General features: G+C 67.8%; 16 protein-coding genes. 1 reads left to right on the top strand and 15 read right to left on the bottom strand.

Going from position 1 to position 21,703, the window contains the following annotated elements:
- Nucleotides 1–38 precede the first annotated feature (38 nt).
- The 9 genes from ACWF5H_RS05455 to ACWF5H_RS05415 all read right to left on the bottom strand — a co-directional run bounded on the left by ACWF5H_RS05455 (nucleotide 39) and on the right by ACWF5H_RS05415 (nucleotide 11,621).
- Nucleotides 39–1,487, bottom strand: coding sequence for a hypothetical protein (locus tag ACWF5H_RS05455; RefSeq protein ID WP_452035429.1), 1,449 nt, complete (start codon nucleotides 1,485–1,487; stop codon nucleotides 39–41).
- Nucleotides 1,488–1,521: 34 nt separating this feature from the next.
- The gene (gene nadD, locus ACWF5H_RS05450) at nucleotides 1,522–2,166 is read right to left on the bottom strand and encodes a nicotinate-nucleotide adenylyltransferase (protein WP_364647864.1); all 645 of its coding nucleotides are present in this window, start codon (nucleotides 2,164–2,166) and stop codon (nucleotides 1,522–1,524) included.
- Nucleotides 2,167–2,211: 45 nt separating this feature from the next.
- Nucleotides 2,212–2,445, bottom strand: coding sequence for a hypothetical protein (locus ACWF5H_RS05445; RefSeq protein ID WP_364647123.1), 234 nt, complete (start codon nucleotides 2,443–2,445; stop codon nucleotides 2,212–2,214).
- A gap of 127 nt (nucleotides 2,446–2,572) precedes the next feature.
- Nucleotides 2,573–3,889 carry a glutamate-5-semialdehyde dehydrogenase gene (locus tag ACWF5H_RS05440; protein ID WP_452035427.1) on the bottom strand — a complete coding sequence of 439 codons (1,317 nt, stop codon included), beginning with the start codon at nucleotides 3,887–3,889 and terminating at the stop codon, nucleotides 2,573–2,575.
- 80 nt (nucleotides 3,890–3,969) lie between these two features.
- Entirely contained in the window at nucleotides 3,970–5,115 is a 1,146-nt protein-coding gene (proB, locus tag ACWF5H_RS05435) for a glutamate 5-kinase (protein WP_452035425.1), read from the bottom strand.
- Nucleotides 5,093–6,643 carry a GTPase ObgE gene (obgE, locus tag ACWF5H_RS05430; RefSeq protein WP_452035423.1) on the bottom strand — a complete coding sequence of 517 codons (1,551 nt, stop codon included), beginning with the start codon at nucleotides 6,641–6,643 and terminating at the stop codon, nucleotides 5,093–5,095. Before obgE ends, proB begins: the two co-directional genes overlap by 23 nt.
- Nucleotides 6,644–6,770: 127 nt before the next feature.
- Complete coding sequence (gene rpmA, locus ACWF5H_RS05425; RefSeq protein WP_364647114.1) at nucleotides 6,771–7,031, bottom strand: 50S ribosomal protein L27; 261 nt, start codon at nucleotides 7,029–7,031, stop codon at nucleotides 6,771–6,773.
- A 53-nt stretch (nucleotides 7,032–7,084) separates the two neighbouring features.
- Complete coding sequence (gene rplU / locus ACWF5H_RS05420) at nucleotides 7,085–7,393, bottom strand: 50S ribosomal protein L21 (RefSeq protein WP_127513859.1); 309 nt, start codon at nucleotides 7,391–7,393, stop codon at nucleotides 7,085–7,087.
- 358 nt (nucleotides 7,394–7,751) lie between these two features.
- Nucleotides 7,752–11,621 (bottom strand): Rne/Rng family ribonuclease, encoded by a 3,870-nt coding sequence (locus ACWF5H_RS05415; RefSeq protein ID WP_452035421.1) that lies wholly within the window; start codon nucleotides 11,619–11,621, stop codon nucleotides 7,752–7,754.
- Nucleotides 11,622–12,019: 398 nt separating this feature from the next.
- On the opposite strand from ACWF5H_RS05415, the gene ACWF5H_RS05410 reads away from it, so the two are divergent.
- A complete protein-coding gene (locus ACWF5H_RS05410) occupies nucleotides 12,020–12,694 on the top strand; it encodes a vitamin K epoxide reductase family protein (protein WP_452035419.1) in 675 nt (224 codons plus the stop codon).
- Between the two features lie 162 nt (nucleotides 12,695–12,856).
- Here the strand turns inward: ACWF5H_RS05410 and ndk are convergent, their stop codons facing one another.
- The 6 genes from ndk to ACWF5H_RS05380 form a co-directional block, all read right to left on the bottom strand.
- A complete protein-coding gene (gene ndk / locus ACWF5H_RS05405; protein ID WP_452035418.1) occupies nucleotides 12,857–13,273 on the bottom strand; it encodes a nucleoside-diphosphate kinase in 417 nt (138 codons plus the stop codon).
- 104 nt (nucleotides 13,274–13,377) lie between these two features.
- Nucleotides 13,378–13,857: a DUF4233 domain-containing protein gene (locus tag ACWF5H_RS05400; protein WP_452035416.1), complete on the bottom strand. Its 480-nt coding sequence runs from the start codon at nucleotides 13,855–13,857 to the stop codon at nucleotides 13,378–13,380.
- A gap of 8 nt (nucleotides 13,858–13,865) precedes the next feature.
- Nucleotides 13,866–15,218, bottom strand: coding sequence for a bifunctional folylpolyglutamate synthase/dihydrofolate synthase (locus tag ACWF5H_RS05395; protein ID WP_452035414.1), 1,353 nt, complete (start codon nucleotides 15,216–15,218; stop codon nucleotides 13,866–13,868).
- 13 nt (nucleotides 15,219–15,231) lie between these two features.
- Complete coding sequence (gene ileS, locus ACWF5H_RS05390) at nucleotides 15,232–18,582, bottom strand: isoleucine--tRNA ligase (RefSeq protein ID WP_452035412.1); 3,351 nt, start codon at nucleotides 18,580–18,582, stop codon at nucleotides 15,232–15,234.
- A 418-nt stretch (nucleotides 18,583–19,000) separates the two neighbouring features.
- The gene (locus ACWF5H_RS05385; protein WP_452035410.1) at nucleotides 19,001–20,701 is read right to left on the bottom strand and encodes a DUF222 domain-containing protein; all 1,701 of its coding nucleotides are present in this window, start codon (nucleotides 20,699–20,701) and stop codon (nucleotides 19,001–19,003) included.
- Between the two features lie 192 nt (nucleotides 20,702–20,893).
- Nucleotides 20,894–21,637 carry an SDR family oxidoreductase gene (locus ACWF5H_RS05380; RefSeq protein ID WP_452035408.1) on the bottom strand — a complete coding sequence of 248 codons (744 nt, stop codon included), beginning with the start codon at nucleotides 21,635–21,637 and terminating at the stop codon, nucleotides 20,894–20,896.
- Nucleotides 21,638–21,703 lie beyond the last annotated feature (66 nt).

Here is a 21,703-nt window from a genome sequence, read left to right as displayed (position 1 = left end):
GTCTCCTTGAAATGTGAACCAGCTAGTGATTGGCGGCTTCAGCCGCCGAAAAGTCCAAGCATCATGGCGATTCCCGCTGCGAAGGCAGCGGCGCCAAGCACCAGTGCGGCACCGACGGCAAGCCGGGTCCGATGGACGCGGGCCAGCCCCGCGGTCCGGGCGTCGAGTGGATCCAGTCCGTGGGCGCTGCTGGCCTTAAGCGGGTGGATGGTAGCGCTGCGTCCCCCGGCCAGCGCTTCGGCTTCGGCCAGGATCTTTGACCGCGGCGCGGCACCCGTTGCCTGGGCGGCGCTGGGTGCGGGCTTCGCTTCCCGCGGCACCGGCACAGCCCGGGTTGCGGCGGAAGCTTCCGGCTTCGGTACCTGCGCTGCGGGCCGCCGCTGCGCGGGGGCTGCCTGCCGTGCGGAGCCAGTCTGCCGGGCAGGAGGCGTCGGCGTCGGAGCCGGCGCTACCGGCGTCGTCACCACGGGAACATAGGACGTCGAGGACGGCCGGAGCACGTGTTGGTCGGATCCCGGCACGGCCACAAACTCCATCGGTGCCGAAGCGATGTCCGCTATTGGCCGGTCCGTGGCCGAGTGCCGGCGCTGTTCGTTCTCGTCGCTGAGCCGCTTCTTATCGGCAGCCCGGCGGTTGAGGACTGCGGCACGCTCGGCCAGGGCCTTCTGCTGCGCCAGCAGTTCCAGGTCCACCTCATGCGGAGACTCTTCCTGCCGAGCCTCCATCATGGCGACCATGTTCTTGGCCTGGCCCATCAGCAGGTCGCGGGCGGCCAGGGCCTGCTCCACGCTCATCTCTCCGGCGTCGACTGCCTCGCGTCCGGCGGCGGAGAGCTGTGGTTCCTGTCCCTCGGCCTGCGGTTGGACCGGGTGCCGGCCGGTGTCGCCGCTGCGCCGGGCACGGCGGCCGCCTTCGATCGGTGGACGCTGTGGCTCATACGGGGCGTCGGCCGGAGCCGCCGAGGTCCGGGCCCGGCCATCCGCAGGCTGAGCCGCGGTGCGGACGCGACTGTCCGTTGGCTTGGCCGACGAACGGGCGGGATCGGCAGCCGGAACGCCGGGGCCACCGGCACGGCCGCCAGCGGTGCCCGTGGTACGGGCGGGGCCATCCACCGGCGCCTCGGGGGCGAGACCGGGGTTTTCACGCTGCAATTGCTGTTGGCGCAGCTGGCGCCGGGTAGGCACCTGTTCCCGCTCCGGGGCGGGGATCTGCGGCAGGGCTGCGGTCAGGGTCTTGAGCGCACGGCGTGCTTCACGCTCGCGGGCGCGGGTCTGCGAGGAGCGTTCGCCCTGGCGTTCGCGGGAGGCTGGAGGGGCTGCGTCGCCGGAGGCTGCGGGAGCGTCTCCCCCGCCGTCGACCGGGGCACTTGCTTGGGCATCCGGTGCCCGCGGGACGATCCCGGAGGCAGACTCCGGACCCGTAACGGCGCCATCGCGCTGCCTCCGGAGGTCCCGGCGGCTGCGCGGCGGCTGGGATTGATTGCTCATGCTTTGCTGATCACCCAGTAATAAACGACTGATTTCATTGGCTCGGTTCAAGTTGGCTCGTCACTGCGGCGCCCTGCGACGAGCGCCGGTAGAGACCGTACTTGGCTATGTACTGTACTACGCCGTCCGGAACCAGGTACCAGACGGGCTGGTCCTCGCCCACGCGCTCCCGGCAATCCGTGGAGGAAATGGCCATCGCAGGAACCTCCAGCAGGCTGACGTCCTTGCGGCCCAGATTATGCAGTTCATGCCCCGGCCTGGTCACGCCCACAAAGTGCGCCAGCGACCACAACTCGTCGATGTCCTTCCAGGACATGATCTGGGCCAGCGCGTCCGCGCCGGTGATGAAGAACAGTTCGGCGTCGGGTCGCGCCGCGCGCAGGTCCCGCAACGTATCAATGGTGTAGGTCAGGCCCGGACGTTCGATGTCCACCCGGCTGACCGTGAACCTCGGGTTGGATGCCGTGGCGATCACCGTCATCAGGTAGCGGTGTTCGGCCGGACTGACGTCGCGCCCAGTCTTCTGCCACGGCTGGCCGGTAGGTACGAAGACCACCTCATCCAGGCCGAACACGGACGCTACCTCGCTGGCTGCCACCAAGTGTCCGTGGTGGATCGGATCGAATGTTCCGCCCATGACGCCAAGCCGGAGCTTGCGCCCCGGGTAAGTGAGGTGCAGTTCTCCGGCTTGCGGGGCTTCAACAGGCAGCGCGAGCACGAACGGCTAGTGGCGCGCGGCTTGGCCGTGGTCGTGCTTGTTCGGGAACTGGCGGTGCGGGTCCACCTGCTCCTCGACGGCCGAGTGGCGCTGGCCCACGCTGGTGAACGCGATCGTGGCAAACATCAGGAGCACGAACAGCGTCATGAATCCGACGCCGATGGCCCACGCGGGGACCGGAAGTTCGACGTGGGCGGCTTCGCTGGCCACCAGTGCGGCGTCGAGGACCTGAGACAGCATGATTCTCCCTTGATGTTTTCAGTCCGGCCGCGCTCAGGCGGACGGGGATATGGCTTCCTACTCATGGTACGCGTTCCGGCAGCGGAACCGTGATTCAGCGCCGGAACTGCGCCGGCTCGCTACAGGTTCAGTCGCGGACCTGGCCGTCGCCCTGCACGATCCATTTGGTAGTGGTCAGCTCACGCAGGCCCATCGGGCCGCGGGCATGCATCTTCTGCGTGGAAATACCCACCTCAGCGCCCAGACCAAGTTCCCCGCCGTCGGTAAACCGGGTGGAGGCGTTGACGATCACCGCGGCCGAATCGATCTCTGCGATGAACCGCTCAGCGTTGCGCAGGTCATTGGTAAGGATCGCTTCGGTGTGCCCTGTGGTCCAGGTCCGGATGTGCCGCAGCGCATCGTCCATGGAGTCCACCATGGCCACCGCAAGGTCCAGGTCCATGTATTCGCGGGCCCAATCCTCGTCGGTGGCGGCGGTCGCTTCGACGCCGGACGGCAGGATGCCGGCCACGCGCTGGTCCACGTGCAGCCGCACTCCGGCACCGGCCAGGGCTGCGAGCACATCTGCCGTGGCCGCGGCATCGCGGTGCACCAGCAGGGTCTCCACGGTGTTGCACACCGACGGCCGCTGCGTCTTGGCGTTGAGCAGGATGTCCACGGCCATCTCCGTGCCCGCGGACTCGTCCAGGTAGATGTGGACGTTGCCTTCGCCAGTCTCGATCACCGGCACCTTCGCGTTGTTGACCACAGACTGGATCAACTCGCGGCCGCCGCGCGGAATCAGCACGTCCACCAGCCCGCGCGCCTGCATCAGGGCGTTGGCGCCGTCCCGGCCGTAGTCGTCCACGCTCTGCACCGCGTCGGAGGGCAGGCCCACCCGGTCCAGCGCATCGCGGATGATGCCCAGCAGCGCAACATTGGTGTGCCGGGCAGCGCTGCCGCCGCGCAGGATCACGGCATTGCCGCTCTTGAGCGCCAGGCCGGCGATGTCCACGGTGACGTTCGGGCGTGCCTCGTAGATGGCGGCCACAACGCCCATCGGGACATGGACTTGGCGCAGCCGCAGCCCGTTCGGCAGGGTCTGTCCGCGCATCACGGTCCCCACCGGATCAGGCAGCGCGGCAAGGTTCTCCAGTGCGGCGGCCAGCCCATCGATCCGCTTGGTGTCCAGCGTCAGCCGGTCCAGCAGCGCGGCGCTGGTGCCGTTTGCCTTGCCTTCTTCCAGGTCTTGGCGGTTGGCCTGCAGCACCACGTCGCGTTTGGCGACCAGCGACTCGGCGATCTCCCGCAGCGCCTTGTCCTTCCACGCCCGGTTGGCCCGTGCCATCCGCCGCGCTGCGTTCCGGGACCGGACCGCAATGGCCTCAACGGCCGCGGCGGCATCCGGCTTCTGGCCGTCCTGGGTCGCTTCGGTCGTGGGCTGGGAAGAGGCTGTCTGGGTCATACAGCAGATTTTAGCCGGTGCGCCATGGGAAGCACGACGACGGAGGTCACGTTACGCCGTCGGCCCGGCGGCGGGGTGGTTCAGAGCACCACCAGATCGTCGACGTGGATGATTTCGCGTTCGTACTGCCGGCCCAGCGACGCCGCGAGTTCCTTGGTGGAGCGGCCGAGCATCCGCGGCAGTTCATAGGAGGAGAAGTTGACCAGGCCGCGGGCCACCACCCGGCCGTCGCCGTCGGCCAGTTCCACCGGATCCCCCGGTTCGAAGTCGCCCTTGACCGAGACGATGCCGGCCGGCAGCAGCGACCGGTGCTTGTCCCGCACGGCCTGCACGGCGCCGTCGTCAAGGATGAGCCGGCCCTGCACGGAGGCCAAGTGCGCCAGCCACAGCAGCCGCGGCGGCCGGCGGGTGCCGCTGACCGCAAACCAGGTTCCCACGTCCTCGCCGGCCAGCGCGCGGGCCGCGTTCGGCGTGGACGTGACCAGTGCCGGGATGCCCGAGCCGGCCGCGATTCCGGCGGCTTCGACCTTGGTCATCATGCCGCCTGTGCCGACACCCGCGGCGCCGGTGCGGCCGATGTTCACGCCATCCAGATCCTCCGGCCCGGACACCAGCGGAATCCGCTGCGCACCGTCCTTGGGCGGACCGTCGTAGAGCGCATCGACGTCGGACAGCAGCAGCAGCGCGTCGGCCTTGACCAGGTGCGCCACCAGCGCGGCCAGCCGGTCGTTGTCGCCGAAGCGGATTTCGTGCGTGGCCACGGTGTCGTTCTCGTTGACCACAGGGACGACGCCGAGGTGCAGCAGCCGGTGCATCGCCCGGTAGGCGTTGGCGTAGTGCTGGCGGCGCATCAGGTCCTCGGCGGTCAGCAGCACCTGGCTGACAGTGATGCCGCGGGCGCCGAAGGCCTGCGTGTAGCGGGCCATCAGCAGGCCCTGTCCCACGCTGGCCGCGGCCTGCTGGGTGGCCAGGTCCTTGGGCCGGCGGCCCAGGCCCAGCGGGGCCAGTCCGGCGGCGATGGCTCCGGAGGACACCAGGATGACTTCGGTGCCGGCATTGCGGCGCGTTGCCAGGACTTCCACCAGGGACAGCAGCGCCTCCTCGGAGATGCCTCCGGCCACCGAGGTCAGCGAGGACGAGCCGACCTTGATCACGAGGCGATCCGCCGTGGCCAGCAGGGTCCGGCCGGCTGCCGTGGCCGGCTCAGAGCTCATCGTCGTCGTCATGGTCTTCCTTCTCGATCCAGACTCCTGACTTGCGCTCGGCCTCGAGCTCGGCGCGGGTGGCGGCCCTGGCCTCCTTGCGCTCCTGGTACTGCTCGCGCTTCTCTTCGCGGGTGGGCCGGATGTACTCCATCAGGCGCAGGTCGGTGCCGCGCGGGGAGGACAGCAGCTCCGCGCCGGCGGCCATGGTGGGCTCCCAGTCGAAGACCACTGCGTCGTCCTCGCCGATCACCACGGTGTCCCCCGGGCGCGCTCCGGACTTGAACAGCTGGTCCTCGACCCCCAGCTTGGCCAGCCGGTCGGAGAGGTAGCCCACGGCTTCGTCGTTGTTGAAGTCGGTCTGCTTGACCCAGCGCTCGGGCTTGTCGCCCAGCACCCGGAACAGCGGTTCCAGGTTCTTCTCTTCACGGCGGATGATGAAGCCGCGGTCGTTCACGGACCGCGGGCGCAGCACGGCAGGCGCGACCTTCGGCGGGGCGGCCTTCACTTCGGCGCGGGCCTTGGTGACGATCTCGGCCATGGCGAAGCCCAGTTGGCGCAGGCCCTCGTGGCTGGAGGCCGACACTTCGAAGACTCGGTATCCGCGCTTTTCCAGCTCGGGGCGCACAAACTCGGCCATGTCGCGGCCGTCCGGCACGTCAACCTTGTTCAGCGCCACCAGCTTGGGGCGCTCGTTCAGCGGGACCACGTCGCCGTCGGCACCGGCGTAGCTCATGTCCACGGCGTACTGTTCCAGTTCGCGCTCGATGATGTCCAGGTCGGACAGCGGGTCGCGGTCCGCTTCCAGCGCGGCGCAGTCCAGCACATGCACCATGGCCGCGCAGCGCTCCACGTGGCGCAGGAAGTTGTGGCCCAGCCCCTTGCCCTCGCTGGCGCCTTCGATCAGCCCGGGCACATCGGCGATGGTGAACCGCACGTCGCCTGCCTGCACCACGCCCAGGTTCGGCACCAGTGTGGTGAACGGGTAGTCTGCGATCTTCGGGCGCGCAGCGGACATGGCCGCAATCAGGCTGGACTTGCCCGCGGAGGGGAAGCCGACCAGCGCCACATCGGCGATGGACTTCAGCTCCAGGACGATGTCCCGCTCGTCGCCCGGAATGCCCAGCAGGGCGAACCCGGGGGCCTTGCGCTTGGCCGATGCCAGCGCGGAGTTGCCGAGCCCGCCCTGGCCGCCGGCGGCGGCCACGAACTCGGTGCCGTCGCCCACCAAGTCGGCGAGCACATCGCCGTTCTTCGTCTTGACCACCGTGCCGTCCGGCACGGGCAGCACCAGCGTGGCGCCGTTCTTGCCGCCGCGCCAGTCCCCCATCCCGGGCCCGCCGTTGGTGGCATGGCGGTGCGGGGCGTGGTGGTAGTCCAGCAGCGTGGTGGTCTGGCTGTCCACGCGGAGGATCACGTCGCCGCCATTGCCGCCGTTGCCGCCGTCGGGCCCGCCCAGGGGCTTGAACTTCTCGCGCTTGACGGAGACGCAACCGTGGCCACCGGATCCGCCGGAAACGTGCAGGACTACCCGGTCAACGAATGTTGCCACGTGATCGATCTCCTCTATGCCGATGGGCCAGAACTGAAACGGCCCACCAGTGATTCTAGTCTGGTTAAAACACCAGTGAGGCGGACCGTCGGCCCGCCTCACTGGAAAGCATTTTGCTGCTGGAAGATTACTCCGCAGCCGCTGCCACGATGTTGACAACGCGGCGTCCGCGGCGGGTACCGAACTCAACGGCACCGGCCTCAAGGGCGAACAGCGTGTCGTCGCCGCCACGGCCGACGTTGGCGCCGGGGTGGAAGTGGGTACCGCGCTGGCGGACGATGATCTCGCCGGCGGAAACTACCTGGCCACCGAAGCGCTTGACGCCCAAGTACTGAGCGTTGGAGTCGCGGCCGTTGCGAGTGGAACTCGCACCCTTCTTATGTGCCATTTGTTTTGCCTACCTTTTGATCTTAGGAACGTTACAGAAAGTCAGCGGACCGCTTACGCGATTCCGGTGACCTTGACCTTGGTCAGTGCAGAACGGTAGCCCTGGCGCTTCTTGTAGCCGGTCTTGTTCTTGTACTTCTGGATGACGATCTTCGGACCGCGGAGATTCTCGACGATCTCGGCGGTGACCTTGACGTTGGCCAAGGCATCGACAGCAGAGGTGACCTTGTCGCCGTCGACCAGGAGCAGAGCAGGCAGCTCGATGGTGCTACCAGCCTCACCGGGGACGCGGTCAAGGGTCACGAGGTCTCCAACGGAAACCTTTTCTTGGCGGCCGCCGGCGCGGACAATCGCGTACACCACTTGGGAACTCACTTCTCTAGACGTTTATTACAGTTTTTGCTCGAATACGCAGGCACGTTCATGACGGCCTGGAAAGCACTGTGCATCCGCGCCTGCGGGTGGAAACCCTTCGAAGGCGTACGCACCGAAGATCTAGATTACGCTATTGCGGCTATCCGCCGCAAACCAGCGGCTCCGGGAGTGCCGGAGGGGCTCTGCGTGATCCTTTACCTGGCGCGGGCGGACTGGAATCCGCTCGGTCGCACCTAGTAATACTACTGCCGTCATGCCGGGACGCGTGCATTTCCGCTCCGCGACACGGCGGGGACGGCACAGGCCGCGGCCCCAAAGGGTCCGCGGCCTGTGCTGAAACTGGCTGCTACAGCTCCGAGGCCGGCACTCCCACGCCCAGCACCAGCGGAGCGGCGGCTTCGGACTTGCCTGCCGCCGCCTCGGCCAAGGCGGGCGCTGCCGGCGCCGCTGCGGCGTGCCGGTGGCTGCCGTTGCCTTCCGGAGCGACGGAGACATCCACGGTCTCCACCGGAGCGTCGGCCGCACCCTGCGGGCTGCTGGCAGCACGACGGCGGCGCGGCTTGCGGACCGGGGCTGCGGCAGGAGCCTGCGGCTCGGTGGCGGCCGCGGGCCGGACCTGGTCAGCGGCCACCGAAGGCTCGGCGGCAGCGGACCGGCCGGCAGCGACCGGCTCCGGTGCGGCTGCCGGGGCGGTCCGCTCCGGCTTCTCCACCGGGGCGACCTTGTTGAAGGCCTCGGTCAGGCTTTCCAAGGTCAGCGACGGCTCAGCCGGGGCGGCCACCGGAGCATGTGTGGCACGCGGAATGGCAACGGTCTCGCCGTTGATCTTCAGCACTCCCGCTCCGCCATCCTCGTCGGCCGTCGCTGCCGGGGCGGCAGCGGCTGCTGCGATGCCGGAATCGTCGGCACGGCGCGACCGGCGCTTGCGGCCGGAGGCAGCAGGCTGGCCCTGCGCCGGGGCCGTTGCGGCGGCGGCTTCGGGCTTGCGAGGGCCGCCGGCTGCGGGGGCTGCTTCGGCGTCCTGCTGTTTGGCCTTGGCCGCCTCGGGGTGCTCTTCCGCCTCGTGGGCGGCATGGGCCGCGGCGGCGATGTTGGCCAGTGCCGCGCGGGCGGCCTCGGCCTTGGCCTTGCGCTCGGCGTCGTCCTCCTGCACCACTGGTGCCGGCGTCTCTGCGGGCGACTCCTGCTGGCTCTGGCCGCGGCTGCGGCGCTTCTCGCTGCGGGACTGCCGCTCCGAACGCTTCTCGATCCGGACCTGGTGGTGCTCGGTCGCGGCGCTGGCGCGGCGGTGCTCGACCGGTTCGTCGTGGGTGATCACGCCGCGGCCGGCGCAATGCTCGCACTGCTCGCCGAAGACCTCCAGCAGCCCGGTGCCCATCCGCTTGCGCGTCATCTGGACCAGGCCCAGCGAGGTCACCTCGGCCACCTGGTGCTTGGTGCGGTCGCGGCCCAGGCACTCGACCAGCCGGCGCAGCACCAGGTCCCGGTTGGACTCCAGCACCATGTCGATGAAGTCGATGACGATGATGCCGCCGATGTCGCGCAGCCGCAGCTGGCGGACCACTTCCTCGGCCGCCTCCAGGTTGTTCTTGGTGACGGTTTCTTCGAGGTTGCCGCCGGAGCCAGTGAACTTGCCGGTATTGACGTCCACCACGGTCATCGCCTCGGTGCGGTCGATCACCAGCGAGCCGCCGGACGGCAGGAACACCTTGCGGTCCAGCGCCTTGTGGATCTGCTCGTCCAGCCGCTGGGCGGCAAAGATGTCCGTCTCCGAGGTCCACTTTTCCAGCCGGTCCACCAGGTCCGGGGCCACGTAGGTCACGTAGGCCTCGATGGTGTCCCAGGCTTCCTCGCCGGAAACTACCAGCTTGGAGAAGTCCTCGTTGAACACGTCGCGGACCACCTTGATGGTCAGGTCAGGCTCCGCGTAGAGCATTTCCGGTGCCAGCGTCTTGGTGGAGCCGGCACGCGATTCGATGCCTTCCCACTGCGCGCGCAGCCGGTTGATGTCATTCATCAGCTCTTCTTCACTGGCGCCTTCGGCCGCGGTGCGCACAATTACGCCGGCACCGTCCGGAACATGTTCCTTCAAAATCTTCTTCAGCCGGTTGCGTTCCACATCGGGCAGCTTGCGCGAGATGCCGGTCATCGAGCCGCCGGGCACATAGACCAGGAAGCGGCCCGGCAGCGAGATCTGGCTGGTCAGGCGGGCGCCCTTGTGGCCCACCGGGTCCTTGGTCACCTGCACCAGCACCGAGTCGCCGGACTTCAGCGCCAGCTCGATCCGGCGCGGCTGTCCGTCCAGGTGGGCGGCGTCCCAGTTGACCTCGCCGGCGTAGAGCACGGCGTTGCGGCCGCGGCCAATGTCGATGAAGGCCGCTTCCATGCTGGGCAGCACGTTCTGCACCTTGCCCAGGTAGACGTTGCCGATCAGCGAATCCTGCTGCGTCTTGGAAACGAAGTGCTCGGCGAGCACACCGTCTTCGAGCACGCCGATCTGGATCCTGTCGTCGCGCTGGCGGACCACCATCTGGCGGTCGACGGATTCGCGGCGGGCCAGGAACTCGGCCTCGGTGATCACCTGGCGGCGGCGGCCGGACTCGCGGGATTCGCGGCGGCGCTGCTTCTTGGCCTCCAGCCGGGTGGAGCCCTTGACCGACGCCACCTTGTTGCTGGGGGCCGTCTCCGCCACCGGACGCGGTGCCCGAACGCGGGTGACCGTATTGGGCGGATCATCCTCGGAGCCGCCGGTGAGTTCCAGATCGGCATCGCCGCGGCGACGACGACGGCGGCGGCGCGACGTCACGCCGTCCTTCTCCCCCGCCGCGCTTTCTTCTGCGGTTTCGGCGGCCTCGTCGGTTCCTTCGGTGCCGCCCGCCTCGCCGCTGCCGGTCTCGGCCTCGGCACGGTTTCGGGTGCGTCCGCGGCGGTTCCGGCGGCTGCGGCGCTGGCCGCCGTCTTCGTCTTCCTCTTCGGAGTCCGCTGACGCGGCCGGTTCCTGCTTGGCCGCGGCGACGGCGGACAGGTCAGGGGCGTGGAAGAGCAGGGATACCGGCGAGGACGGAATGCTGAACGGATCGTTCCCGGCACCGGATTCCGTTGCTGCTTCTTCGGCCTGAGCCGCTTCGGCGGCAGGCTCGGCGGCAGGCCCGGCTGCGGGAGCAGACTGCTCCGCGGCGGTGGCTTCCGTTCCTTCCGTGGCGGCGGGGGCCGCCGCCTTGGTGGAACGACGACGGCGGGAGGGCGCCTTCACGGGCTGCTCGCCCACTGCCGCGGCGGCTGGCTCGGTGGCTGCCGCTGTGCCGGCGGCCTGCTCGGCGATGGCTGCCTGGGCGCCGGAGGCGTCAGCTTCCGCGGCTACGGGCTCCGGTGCGCCGGCGGGGGCCTCGCCTTCGGCGGTGGTCAGTTCTGCTGCGGCAGCCTCGGTGGTCTGCGCGGCGGTGCTGCGGCGGGTCCGCGTGGTGGCGGCAGTGCGACGGCGGCCAGCCGGCTTTTCGGCGGGTTCCTCCGCGCCTTCGGCCTCCAGGATGCCGTCGGCATCGACGGGCTGCTCAACCGGCTGCGCTGCACGGCTGCGGCGCTTGCGGGCCGGCTTGCCCGCGGTTTCGGCGTCGGTTTGCACGGCAGGGTCCAGCACGCCGTCCGGAGCGGCTCCTCCGGCGGCTTCAGCGGTCTCGGCAGGCTGCGCGTCGGTGCCTTCCTGCAGTGCCGCTTCCTGGGCCGCCGCTTCAGCGGCCTTCTGCGCGGCGGTCTTGCGCGGCTGGCGGGTTCGGGCCTTGGCGGCAGGTGCGGCCTCGGCAGCCGGGGCGGCGGGTTCGGCCGCACTTGCGGCAGCAGTCTCTGCTGCCGCGGCGGAAGCCTCGCCCGGCTGCGCGGCCTGCGCGGCCGCTGCTTCGGCGGCCTTCTCGGCGGCGGTCTTGCGCGGCCGGCGGGTCCGGGTGGCGGCTGCCGGCGCTGGTGCCGCGGACTGGCTGCCGTCGGGAGCTACTCCGGCCGGCAGCCCCGGCGCGGAAGCCGTGTCGGTGCCCGGCGTTGCGGCGGAGGCACCGCCGTCGTTAGTGGAATCAACGCCCGCGGCGGGCAGTTGCACATCCAGCTGGTCCTGCGACGGTGCGGACACGGTGGGCTTGCGGCGGGGGCGCGGCTGTTTCTTGGCTGTTCCCTCCGGCGAGTCGGCCGGTGTAGAGGTAGCGGGTATTACCTGTTCATTGTCCATTTAAAGTTATGCTCCAACCCTTGCGGCACCGGCCACATCCCGGTGCCCTCGGGGGCATGTAGCCGGGTGTCCGGGCGCCTGAGGCTGCCCGCCACCGAAAGTCGTCTTGGTATCACCCGAGCTCGCGCCATCACGTGGGGCGCGGCACACCCGGGGACCAGCGGCGCTTTTCCGTCTGCCGTATCTATCTTCTCTTCACCGGCAGGGCCGCCCGGCGGATTCCCAGCGCCCATCCGGATTGATGGGCTCCTTGTTCGGGAAGCGTCGCCGACGGACCTGGAAGCCTGTCGCTGGACCAATAGCAGCATGTGGGGCCGCTATCAGCCACGATCATTCTCTCACACCGGGTACGTTTTGGTGAGTATTAGCCTCATCTCTCCGGCGTAGAATCGAGCCAAATGCCCCCGAACTCGAGGAACACGGTGCACACCGACGCGCAACCCTCCACATCCCTGGCCTCCACCGCCTCCGGCCACCGCCCGGACAGCGAGGTTCCCGGCATCGCCCGGGAGAAGCCATTCGCTTGGCTGCTGCTGGTCACCGGCATCTTCGGCTGGATCATGTCCGGCATCCTGGTGCTCGAGCGGCTGGCCACCTACCAGGACCCGGGCCACGTGACCAGCTGCGACATCAACCCGTGGGTCTCCTGCGGCAAGGTGTTCCTGCACTGGCAAGCCTCGCTCTTCGGCTTCCCCAATCCGCTGATCGGCATCGTCGCCTTCGCGGTTCCCATGACGACGGCGTTGGCGATCCTTGCCGGGGCAAGGTTCCGCCGCTGGTACTGGATCGGCCTGCAGACCGGCGTCACGCTGGGCTTCGTCTTTATCGTTTGGTTGTGGAGCCAGGCGCTCTACGACATCCACATCCTGTGCCTGTACTGCATGGGAGTCTGGGCCGCGATGATCGCGATGATGGTCCACACCACGGCGCGGAACCTGGCGCACGGGGTCATCAAGGCGCCCGCCGGCGTGGTCCGCTTTGTCGGCAGCTGGGCCTGGACCATCACCGCGCTGCTCTGGATCGTGACCGCCGGGACCATCTTCCTGGCCTTTATTGACGCGTTCCTGGGCTGATGTTGCTGCGCTGAATCCGTTGGCGCTGATCTCCGGCTGAGCCGATCTCCGGCTGAGCTGATTTTCGGCTCAGCCGGGTTCGGTTTAACGGCCAGAGGCCGCGTCCCCGTTCATTCGGGGGCGCGGCCTCTGTGCGTTGGGCTGGGTCTGGTTGCGCTGGACCTAGGAGAACCAGATGCCGATCTCGCGATCGGCGGACTCCGGCGAATCCGAACCGTGGACCAGGTTCTGCTGCACCTTGACGCCCCAATCGCGGCCAAAGTCGCCGCGGATCGTGCCGGGAGCGGCAGTGGTGGGGTCGGTGGTGCCGGCCAGCGACCGGAAGCCTTCAATAACGCGGTGTCCCTCGAACACGGCGGCGGCCACCGGGCCGGAGAGCATGAACTCGACCAGCGGCTCGTAGAACGGCTTGCCCACATGCTCTTCGTAGTGCTTCTCCAGCAGCTCGCGGGTGGGTTCCACCAGCTTCAGTTCGGCCAGCGTGTAGCCCTTGGCCTCGATGCGGGCCAGGATGCTGCCGGTGAGACCGCGGGATACGCCGTCGGGCTTGACCAGTACCAGTGTGCGTTCAACGCTCACAATTTCTCCTCTTCGCTTCACGATTAACCCCGTTTTATCCTACGGGACGGGCCGGCAGCCCCCGACTCGGACGGAACTGCCGCGGCCGATGGTAGGAGTGCGGATCAGCGGACGTCGCCGGCTGCGGCGCCTGCTTCCCCTGATTCCCCTGATTCCCCGCCGTGCTGGCGCTCCCAGTCCGCCTGCTCAGCGTCGCGCTGTGCGTTCTCACGGTCCAGCCGGCCGCCCGTGCGTACCGCGTACCACCAGGACAGCGCGAAGAGCAGCCCGACCACGAACATCACCGGTTCGACGATGCCGGTAGCGATCAGCAGCACCTGCAGGCCCCAGCCGATGGCGTAGCCGGCGGGGCGGCGCAGTAGCGCGCAGCAGAGCACCAGCACGATGCTCAGGCCGATCCCGAGGCTCAGGATCAACGCCGGCGACACCTCATCGCGGTAGAGCCCGAACACCACCAGCGTGGCGAAGAAAGCAACGAAGGCTTCCAGCAGCAGCACGGTGGAGGCGAACATGGTCTTAATCGAACGCCGTTTCTTGGGCGTGTCCGGACGCCATTCGCGCTGGGCTTTGGTCAGTTTGGCCATGGATCTTGTTACTTTCCTAGCAGGATACGGGCGTCGGCGACTAGGGTGATGGACCCCGTGATCAGCACGCCGCCGGAGAGGTCGTTGTTGGCTTCGGCCCGTCCCACGGCCCATTCGATGGCGTCATCCAGCCGGGGCGCAATGTGGACGGCGTCCTCCGGGAAGCCGGCGGCCATGGCGTCCTCGGCCAGCTGCTCGGCCGGGATGGCCCGGGGCGAGTTGGACGTGGTGACGCAGATTTCATCGGTGAGGTCCTTGAGCTGCTCGCGCAACTGCTGGAGCAGTCCGATGGCGTCCTTTTCCTGCAGCACGCCGACCACCGGGACCAGCGTGGTGAAGTTGAACGCCTCCAGGATGGCCTGCGCGCTGGCCTTCATCCCCTCGGGATTGTGGGCGGCGTCCACGATGATGGTGGGCGCGGTCCGGACCACTTCCAGCCGGCCCGGCGAAGTGACCTCCAGGAACGCCTCGCGGAGCACCTCGACGTTAAGCTCTTTCTCCCCGCCGCCGAGGAACGCCTCCAGCGCAGCCACGGCCACCGCGGCGTTCTGGGCCTGATGCGCGCCATGCAGCGGCAGCATCAAGTCCTCGTAGCGGCCGGCCAGCCCGTTGATAGTCAGCTGCTGGCCGCCGACCGCCACCTTACGGGACTCGACACCGAATTCCACGCCTTCGAAGCGGAACGGCACCTGCACATCGCGCGCTTGTTCCAGCAGCACCTCGGCGGCATCCAGCGGCTGGGCGGCGCTGATCAGGAAGCCGCCGCTCTTGATGATGCCGGCCTTCTCCCGGGCGATGTCCGCGGTGGTGTCCCCCAGCAGGTCCGTGTGGTCCAGCGAGATCGGCGTGACCACCGAGACCTGGCCGTCCACTACGTTGGTGGCGTCGGTGATGCCGCCCAGACCGACCTCGACCACTGCCACTTCAACCGGCTCGTCGGCGAAGATGGCGATGGCGAGGATGGTCACGCACTCGAAGTAGGTCAGCCGCGGTTCGCCCTCGGCGTTCAGCTCCTGGTCCACTATGTCCAGGTAGGGCCGGATCTCGTCCCAGACCCGGACGAACGTCTCGTCCGCGACGGGCTCGCCGTCGATGCTGATCCGTTCGGTGACCTTGGACAGGTGCGGGCTGGTGTAGCGGCCGGTGCGCAGCCCGTGGGCCCGCAGGCCGGCCTCGATGATCCGGGCCGTGGACGTCTTGCCGTTGGTCCCGGTCAGGTGGATGCTCGCAAAGGCCTTGTTGGGTTCGCCCAGGATGTCCATCGCACGGAACAGCGGTTCCATCCGCGGTTCCATCTTGTTTTCCGGGGCCCGGCCCAGCAGTTCCGCGTAGACGCTCTCAACGCCGAATTCATCACTCATGGTCGGTGCCCCTTCAGGATCCGGTCTTTTCCACGGACACGGCATCGCCGTCCCCGGCCACCAGGACAAGGTCCACGGTGAGGGTTTCCTGCGAGACCAGCCCCTGGTGCAGGGTGAGGGCGTCCAGCACGGACTGGTCTGCCGTCACCGTGGTGCGGATGCGGTCGCTGACCACCAGCCCGGCGTCCTTGCGGGCCTGCTGGATAGTGCGCACATAGTCGCGCGCCACCCCCTCGGCCTCCAGCTCCGCAGTCACGGTGGTGTCCAGGACCAGGAACCCGCCGCCGGGCAGCATGGTGACGGCGGCACCCGCCGCGGCATCCTCGGCGACCACCGTTTCCAACGCGTATTCCGACGGCTCCAGCGCCAGTCCCCCGGCGGTGACCACACCGGCGTCGTCCACCGACCAGTCACCGGACTTGGCCGCCTTGATGGCCTGCTGCACGTTCTTGCCCAGCCGCGGACCGGCGGCACGGGCATTGACCACCAGCTTTTGCGAGATGCCGAACTCTTCCGGCGAGGCGTCGGCGGCGTCGATCAGCCGGACGGACTTGATGTTCAGTTCGTCCTGGATCATCACCGCGTACTGGCCGGAGAGCCGCTCGGCGCCCGGCACCACTACGGTCAGCGAGGCCAGCGGCAGGCGCACCCGCAGGTTTGCGCCCTTGCGCAGGCTTGAGCCGGACGAGCAGATCTGCCGGGTGGTATCCATCAGTTCCACCAACTCGGCCAACTGCGGGAACTCACCGGCGTCGGGCAGGTCGGTCAGATGGACCGAACGTCCGCCGGTGAGCCCACGCCAGATCTCCTCGGTCACCAGCGGCAGCAGCGGAGCGGCCACCCGGCACACGGATTCCAGCGCGGTGTAGAGCACGTCGAACGCGTCGCGGTCCTCGTCAAAGAAGCGCTGGCGGGAGCGGCGGATGTACCAGTTGGTCAGCGTGTCCAGGTACTCGCGCAGCGCGTCGCAGGCACCGGAAACGTCGTAGGCGTCCAGCGCGGCGGTTATATCGCGGACCAGGTCCCCGGTGTTGGCCAGGATGAACCGGTCCAGCGACTCCATCCCATCAATCCGGGCGGTATCGCCGAGGACGGAGCCCGCCTCGTAGCCGGCGCCGTTGTTCGCTGAGTTGGTGTAGAGCTTGAAGAAGTGCCACACGTTCCACAGCGGCAGCATCACCTGGCGGACGCCATCGCGGATGCCCTGCTCGGTGACGATCAGGTTGCCGCCGCGCAGGATCGGGGACGCCATCAGGAACCAGCGCATGGCGTCGGAACCGTCGCGGTCCAGCACCTCGGACACGTCCGGGTAGTTGCGCAGGCTCTTGGACATCTTCTGCCCGTCCGAGCCGAGCACGATGCCGTGGCTGATCACGTTGCGGAACGCCGGCCGATCGAACAGCGCGGTGGCCAGCACGTGCATGGTGTAGAACCAGCCGCGGGTCTGGCCGATGTACTCAACGATGAAGTCCGCCGGGTTGTGGCTGTCGAACCAGTCCTTGTTCTCCATCGGATAGTGCACTTGGGCATACGGCATGGAACCGGAGTCGAACCAGACGTCCAGCACGTCCTCCACCCGGCGCATCATCGACTGGCCGGTGGGGTCGTCCGGGTTGGGCCGGACCAGGTCATCGATAAACGGACGGTGCAGGTCCACTTCGCCGTCGTGATTGCGCGGCAGACTGCCGAACGCTTCCTCCAGCTCGGCCAGCGAGCCGTAGACCTCGCGGCGAGGGTAGTCCGGGTTGTCCGATTCCCACACCGGGATGGGCGAACCCCAGAACCGGTTGCGGCTGATGGACCAGTCGCGGGCGTTTTCCAGCCACTTGCCGAACTGGCCGTCCTTGACGTTTTCCGGGATCCAGTTGATCTGCTGGTTCAGCTCTACCATCCGGTCCTTGAACTTGGTCACCTCCACATACCAGGAGGAGATGGCGCGGTAGATCAGCGGCGTGCGGCAACGCCAGCAGTGCGGATAGCTGTGCTCGAAGCTGGCCTGCCGGACCAGCCTGCCCTCGGCCTTCAGCACGCGGGTGATCGGCTTGTTCGCCTCGAACACCTGCATGCCGGCGATCTCGGCCAGCGGGCCCTCGGCAAAATTGGACAGGAACTTGGCGCCCTCGTCCACGGACACGATCACCGGGATGCCGTTGTCCTCGCAGATCTTCTGGTCGTCCTCGCCGAACGCCGGCGCCTGGTGGACCAGGCCCGTACCGTCGGTGGTGGTCACGTAGTCGGCCACCACGACCTGCCAGCCATTGCTGGTACCCCACTTTTCGGTGTCCGTGTAGTAGTCCCACAGCGGCTCGTAGCGCAGGCCGGCCAACTGCGAGCCGGCGTAGGTGGCGGTGACCGCTTCGGCGGCGGCAGCGGCGTCGTCGTACCCCAGGTCCTTGGCGTAGGAGCCGAGGAGGTCCTTAGCGAGCAGGAACTTGGTCTCCACGCGCTTGCTGGCGCTCGCTTGGTCGACCACCGGGGCGCTCGCTTGGTCGACCGCCGAGGTGCCCAACCAGCCATTCAACCCGGCCGGCAGCACCACATAGTTGATTTCAGGGCCGACGGCGAGCGCTGCGTTGGTGGGCAGCGTCCACGGCGTGGTGGTCCAGGCGAGTGCGTTGACGCCGGCCAGCTCCGCGGCCAAGGGGTTCTCCGAGTCGTCCGCGCGGATCGGGAAGGTAACCGTGACCGTCTGGTCCTGGCGCATCTTGTAGACGTCGTCGTCCATCCGCAGCTCATGGTTGGACAGCGGAGTCTCGTCACGCCAGCAGTAGGGCAGAACGCGGAAGCCCTGGTAGGTCAGGCCCTTCTCGTGCAGCTGCTTGAAGGCCCAGATGACCGACTCCATGTATTCGACATTGAGCGTCTTGTAGTCGTTCTCGAAGTCCACCCAACGGGCCTGGCGGGTTACGTAGTTCTGCCATTCATCGGCGTACTTCATCACGGACGTGCGGCAGGCATCGTTGAACTTGTCGATGCCCATGGCAACGATCTGGTTCTTGTCCGTCATGCCCAACTGCTTCATCGCCTCCAGCTCGGCGGGCAGGCCGTGCGTGTCCCAGCCGAAGCGGCGCTCCACCTTGTGGCCGCGCTGCGTCTGGTAGCGCGCTACCAGGTCCTTGACGTAGCCGGTCAGCAGGTGGCCGTAGTGCGGCAACCCGTTAGCGAAGGGCGGCCCATCGTAGAAGACGAACTCATTCCCGCCATCTTCGCCGGCATCTCGGGCATCGACGGAAGCCTGGAACGTGCCGTCCTGCTGCCAGTATTTGAGCACCAGTTCCTCGATCTCGGGGAACTTGGGCGAGCTCTCGGCAGCGGCAGCGCCGGCGGTGGAGGCCTTGGGATAGATCTGTGGCATTTTCGTCATCCTGGAAAGACAGCTCGGCAAGTGTGGGTACTTCTGCGAGGACGTGTCCTGCTCCAGCACACCGATTAGGCCTGAAAGCCGAACCCGCTGCCGGGGCGAACCCGCGGTACCACCTCACTTGCTGGCCTGATGCGCCGGAACCGGTGCAAAGGGACAGCCACTCGTTCGCTGCTGTGACGGGCTTACCCGTCCGGCTCTACTAGGCCCGGTGTTGCTGCGTGGACCGTTCTTCCGGAAGCTCACCGGTGATGGCCGGGTCGAAGCTTGTAGCTCAAGTTTAGGGCCACATCGCCGCGGCTGTCGAAACGCAGACCGGCAGCGCGGCCGACAGCGCGATCGAAAGCCCTGGACCCACACAAGGCTTGCCTGTCTCCTTGCCGGCGAGGCCTCCGCTGCCAGGTTCGCCGGCCCACCGTCCTCACGGAACCGGCAACAAATCCGGAACTTTGGTGCGCCAGTATCGGTTGCGTCGCCTGCGGCGGTGCGGGTCGACGTAGCCGGGCGGGATAAACCAAGGGATGCCGTCTTCGACCGCGATCTCCCAGTCGCCCTGTTCAACCAGGTCATGGTGAAAGATGCATAGCAATACGCCGTTGTTCACGTTTGTCCGCCCGCCCCGGTACCAGGGAACGACGTGGTGAGCCTCGCACCAGACCGCCGGCATTGTGCAGCCGGGAAACGCGCACCCACAGTCACGTACGGCGAGCGCCTTGCGGACTGCCGGGGTGAAGAACCTCGACGCGCGGCCCAGATCCAGGACCTCGCTCTGAGAACCCAGTACCACCGGGATGATCGACGCGTCGCAGGCCAGCCTCCGCACAGTCTTGGCTGAGACGGGATGGCCGAACACCGGATGCGCCGGGCCGGTCAACTTGCCGGCCAATTCCTTGTAACCGGTGGTGACCATAATCTGAGCGCGGTGCCCGCCGGTGGCCGGCAGCCTGCCAGCCGACAAAGCGACCACGCACCCGGCCACCAGCCCGGCCAATTGCTTCTGCGCAAACGACCGCGGATCCAACAACGCGGCATCCTGGTCCGTCGTCCCATCCCCGAACACCGCATCGGTTGTCCCGGACGCGGGAGCGGGCAGGAACGCGGCGGTCCCCGGCACTTCACCATCCCCTTCGACGGTGGTGCCTGCGGCCATACCCGTGCCGTTGCCGGCAGTGATGTTCTCGCCGGTCAGCCGCGGGTTGGTCGCTGTATTCATCACCGTCGCCAGCGCCGGGTACTGAGCGTCATCTGCCGCCAGAGTGAAGTAGTGCAGGCCGCCGCGCCGCCCCCGATAGAACACACCCTGTTTCGCGCGCAGCGCCGCCTCCGAGGGCTCACTCCCGTCCGCATCCGCGGCGGCCTCCCACATTCTGGCGACCTTGCCCAATACGTCCTGATCGGCTTCCACTGCCTGACGCACCAGCGCCGCTTCCATCTCCGCCGCAGTTTCCATCCCGGCAGCCGGACGTACCCGCGCCACCGCATCAGTGATCAGCGACGCAGCCCGGCCCGCAATCCTGCCCTCAGCCAACGCCTTCCCAAGCACCGGCAGCCTGACGCTCCCGGGCTCGCCTGAAGGCAGCCGTCCGGCGAGCGCAGCCTGACCCACCCTGATCCGCCGCTTTGCCTCGCCCGCACCGATCCCCAGCCGGGCCCGCAAATACTCGGCGTTCGTGCGGAACTCCGTCCCCCTGCGGGCGCTGCCGTCCTCGCCCTCCGCCGCTCCCTGCCCGTCAGATCCGTCCCGACCGGTGCCGGCGTTTAGCGCTTCCGCAGGATCAGCCCAGCCGCGCTCCCCCGTGTCCGCACCCGCAGCAGGGACTATGCCACCACCGGGTGAGGATTCTGCGCCGCGGCAATCGGCGGCCACAGGACCTCCGAAAAGTCCGTCCCGCTCCCCTACCCGGGCAACATCGGCCCGCTCTACTGCCCATGCTCCTGCCAACTGGAAGAACTCCACGATCTTGGAGATGTCCTCCACCGCCGCAACAGTCGCTGCCAGCTCGCGGGTAGACATCTGGTCCATTCCAGCGACGAAGCTGCCCGCTCTGCTGGCCAAGTCGACGCGCACTCGGTCCAGGGAAGCAAGTGTCCCCGGATCCTGTTCGAGCGGTGTAATGGCCATACATCCATTTTTCTTCGAATACAGATTCGAAGCAATCAAATTCCTCGATTGTGTAGGGATAGTCGGCCGGTGTGCCGGCCGTAACGGGCCGGGGAGAAACGAGTCCTAGCTAGCCAACCCGAGCCCCCTAGCTGGGCTACTCCGAACCCGGAGCTACGCGAGTCCGAGTCCGGACAACTCGAAGCCCTGCCGCTATTTCCGAATCAGCTTGTGGGCGGCGGCCTGCGCGACCGGGCGCATGACGATCTGATCCAGGTTCACATGGTGCGGCAGATTGAGCGAGTAGGCCACCACGTCGGCAACGTCCTCGGCCAGCAGCGGCTTCTCCACGCCGGTGTAGACCTTGTCCGCCGCCGCCTGGTCGCCGCCGAGACGGTTCAGCGAGAACTCTTCGGTCTGCACCAAGCCCGGCAGGATGTCGATCACCCGCACGTTATGTTCGGCCTCTTCCAGACGCAGGGTACCGGCCATGGAGTGCTGCGCGAACTTGGCGGCCACATATCCACCGCCTCCTTCGTACGCCACGATCCCCGCGGTGGAGGTCAGCAACACGACCGAGCCTTCGCCGTTATCCCGCAGGGCCGGCAGGAATGCCTTGATCATCCGCAGGGAGCCGAGGACGTTTACGTTGTACATCTTCTCCCAGTCGGCGAACTTTCCTTCAGCGATCGAGTCCACCCCGAAGGCGCCGCCGGCGATGTTCACCAGCGCATCGACGCCTCCGCCGGCGAGCACGCCGGCTACCAACTGATCGACGGAGGCCTGGTCCGTCACGTCGCCGGGCATCGCCACCGCGCCGGTTTCTTCGGCGAGCGCGGCAAGCCGGTCGGCACGCCGGGCCACTGCCACTACCTCCCAACCGCTTCCGCGCAGCGCCCGCACGGTGGCGGCGCCGATCCCCGAACTTGCTCCCGTTACTACTGCGCGCTTGGTCATGAATCACAGCCTAGTGGCGAATAAAAACGGAGGCCTACAGTACGACGTCGCTGCGAGCCGCTGGAA

This window comes from Arthrobacter sp. NPDC055138, assembly GCF_053607305.1.
This window is presented reverse-complemented; position numbering and strand designations above follow the sequence as displayed.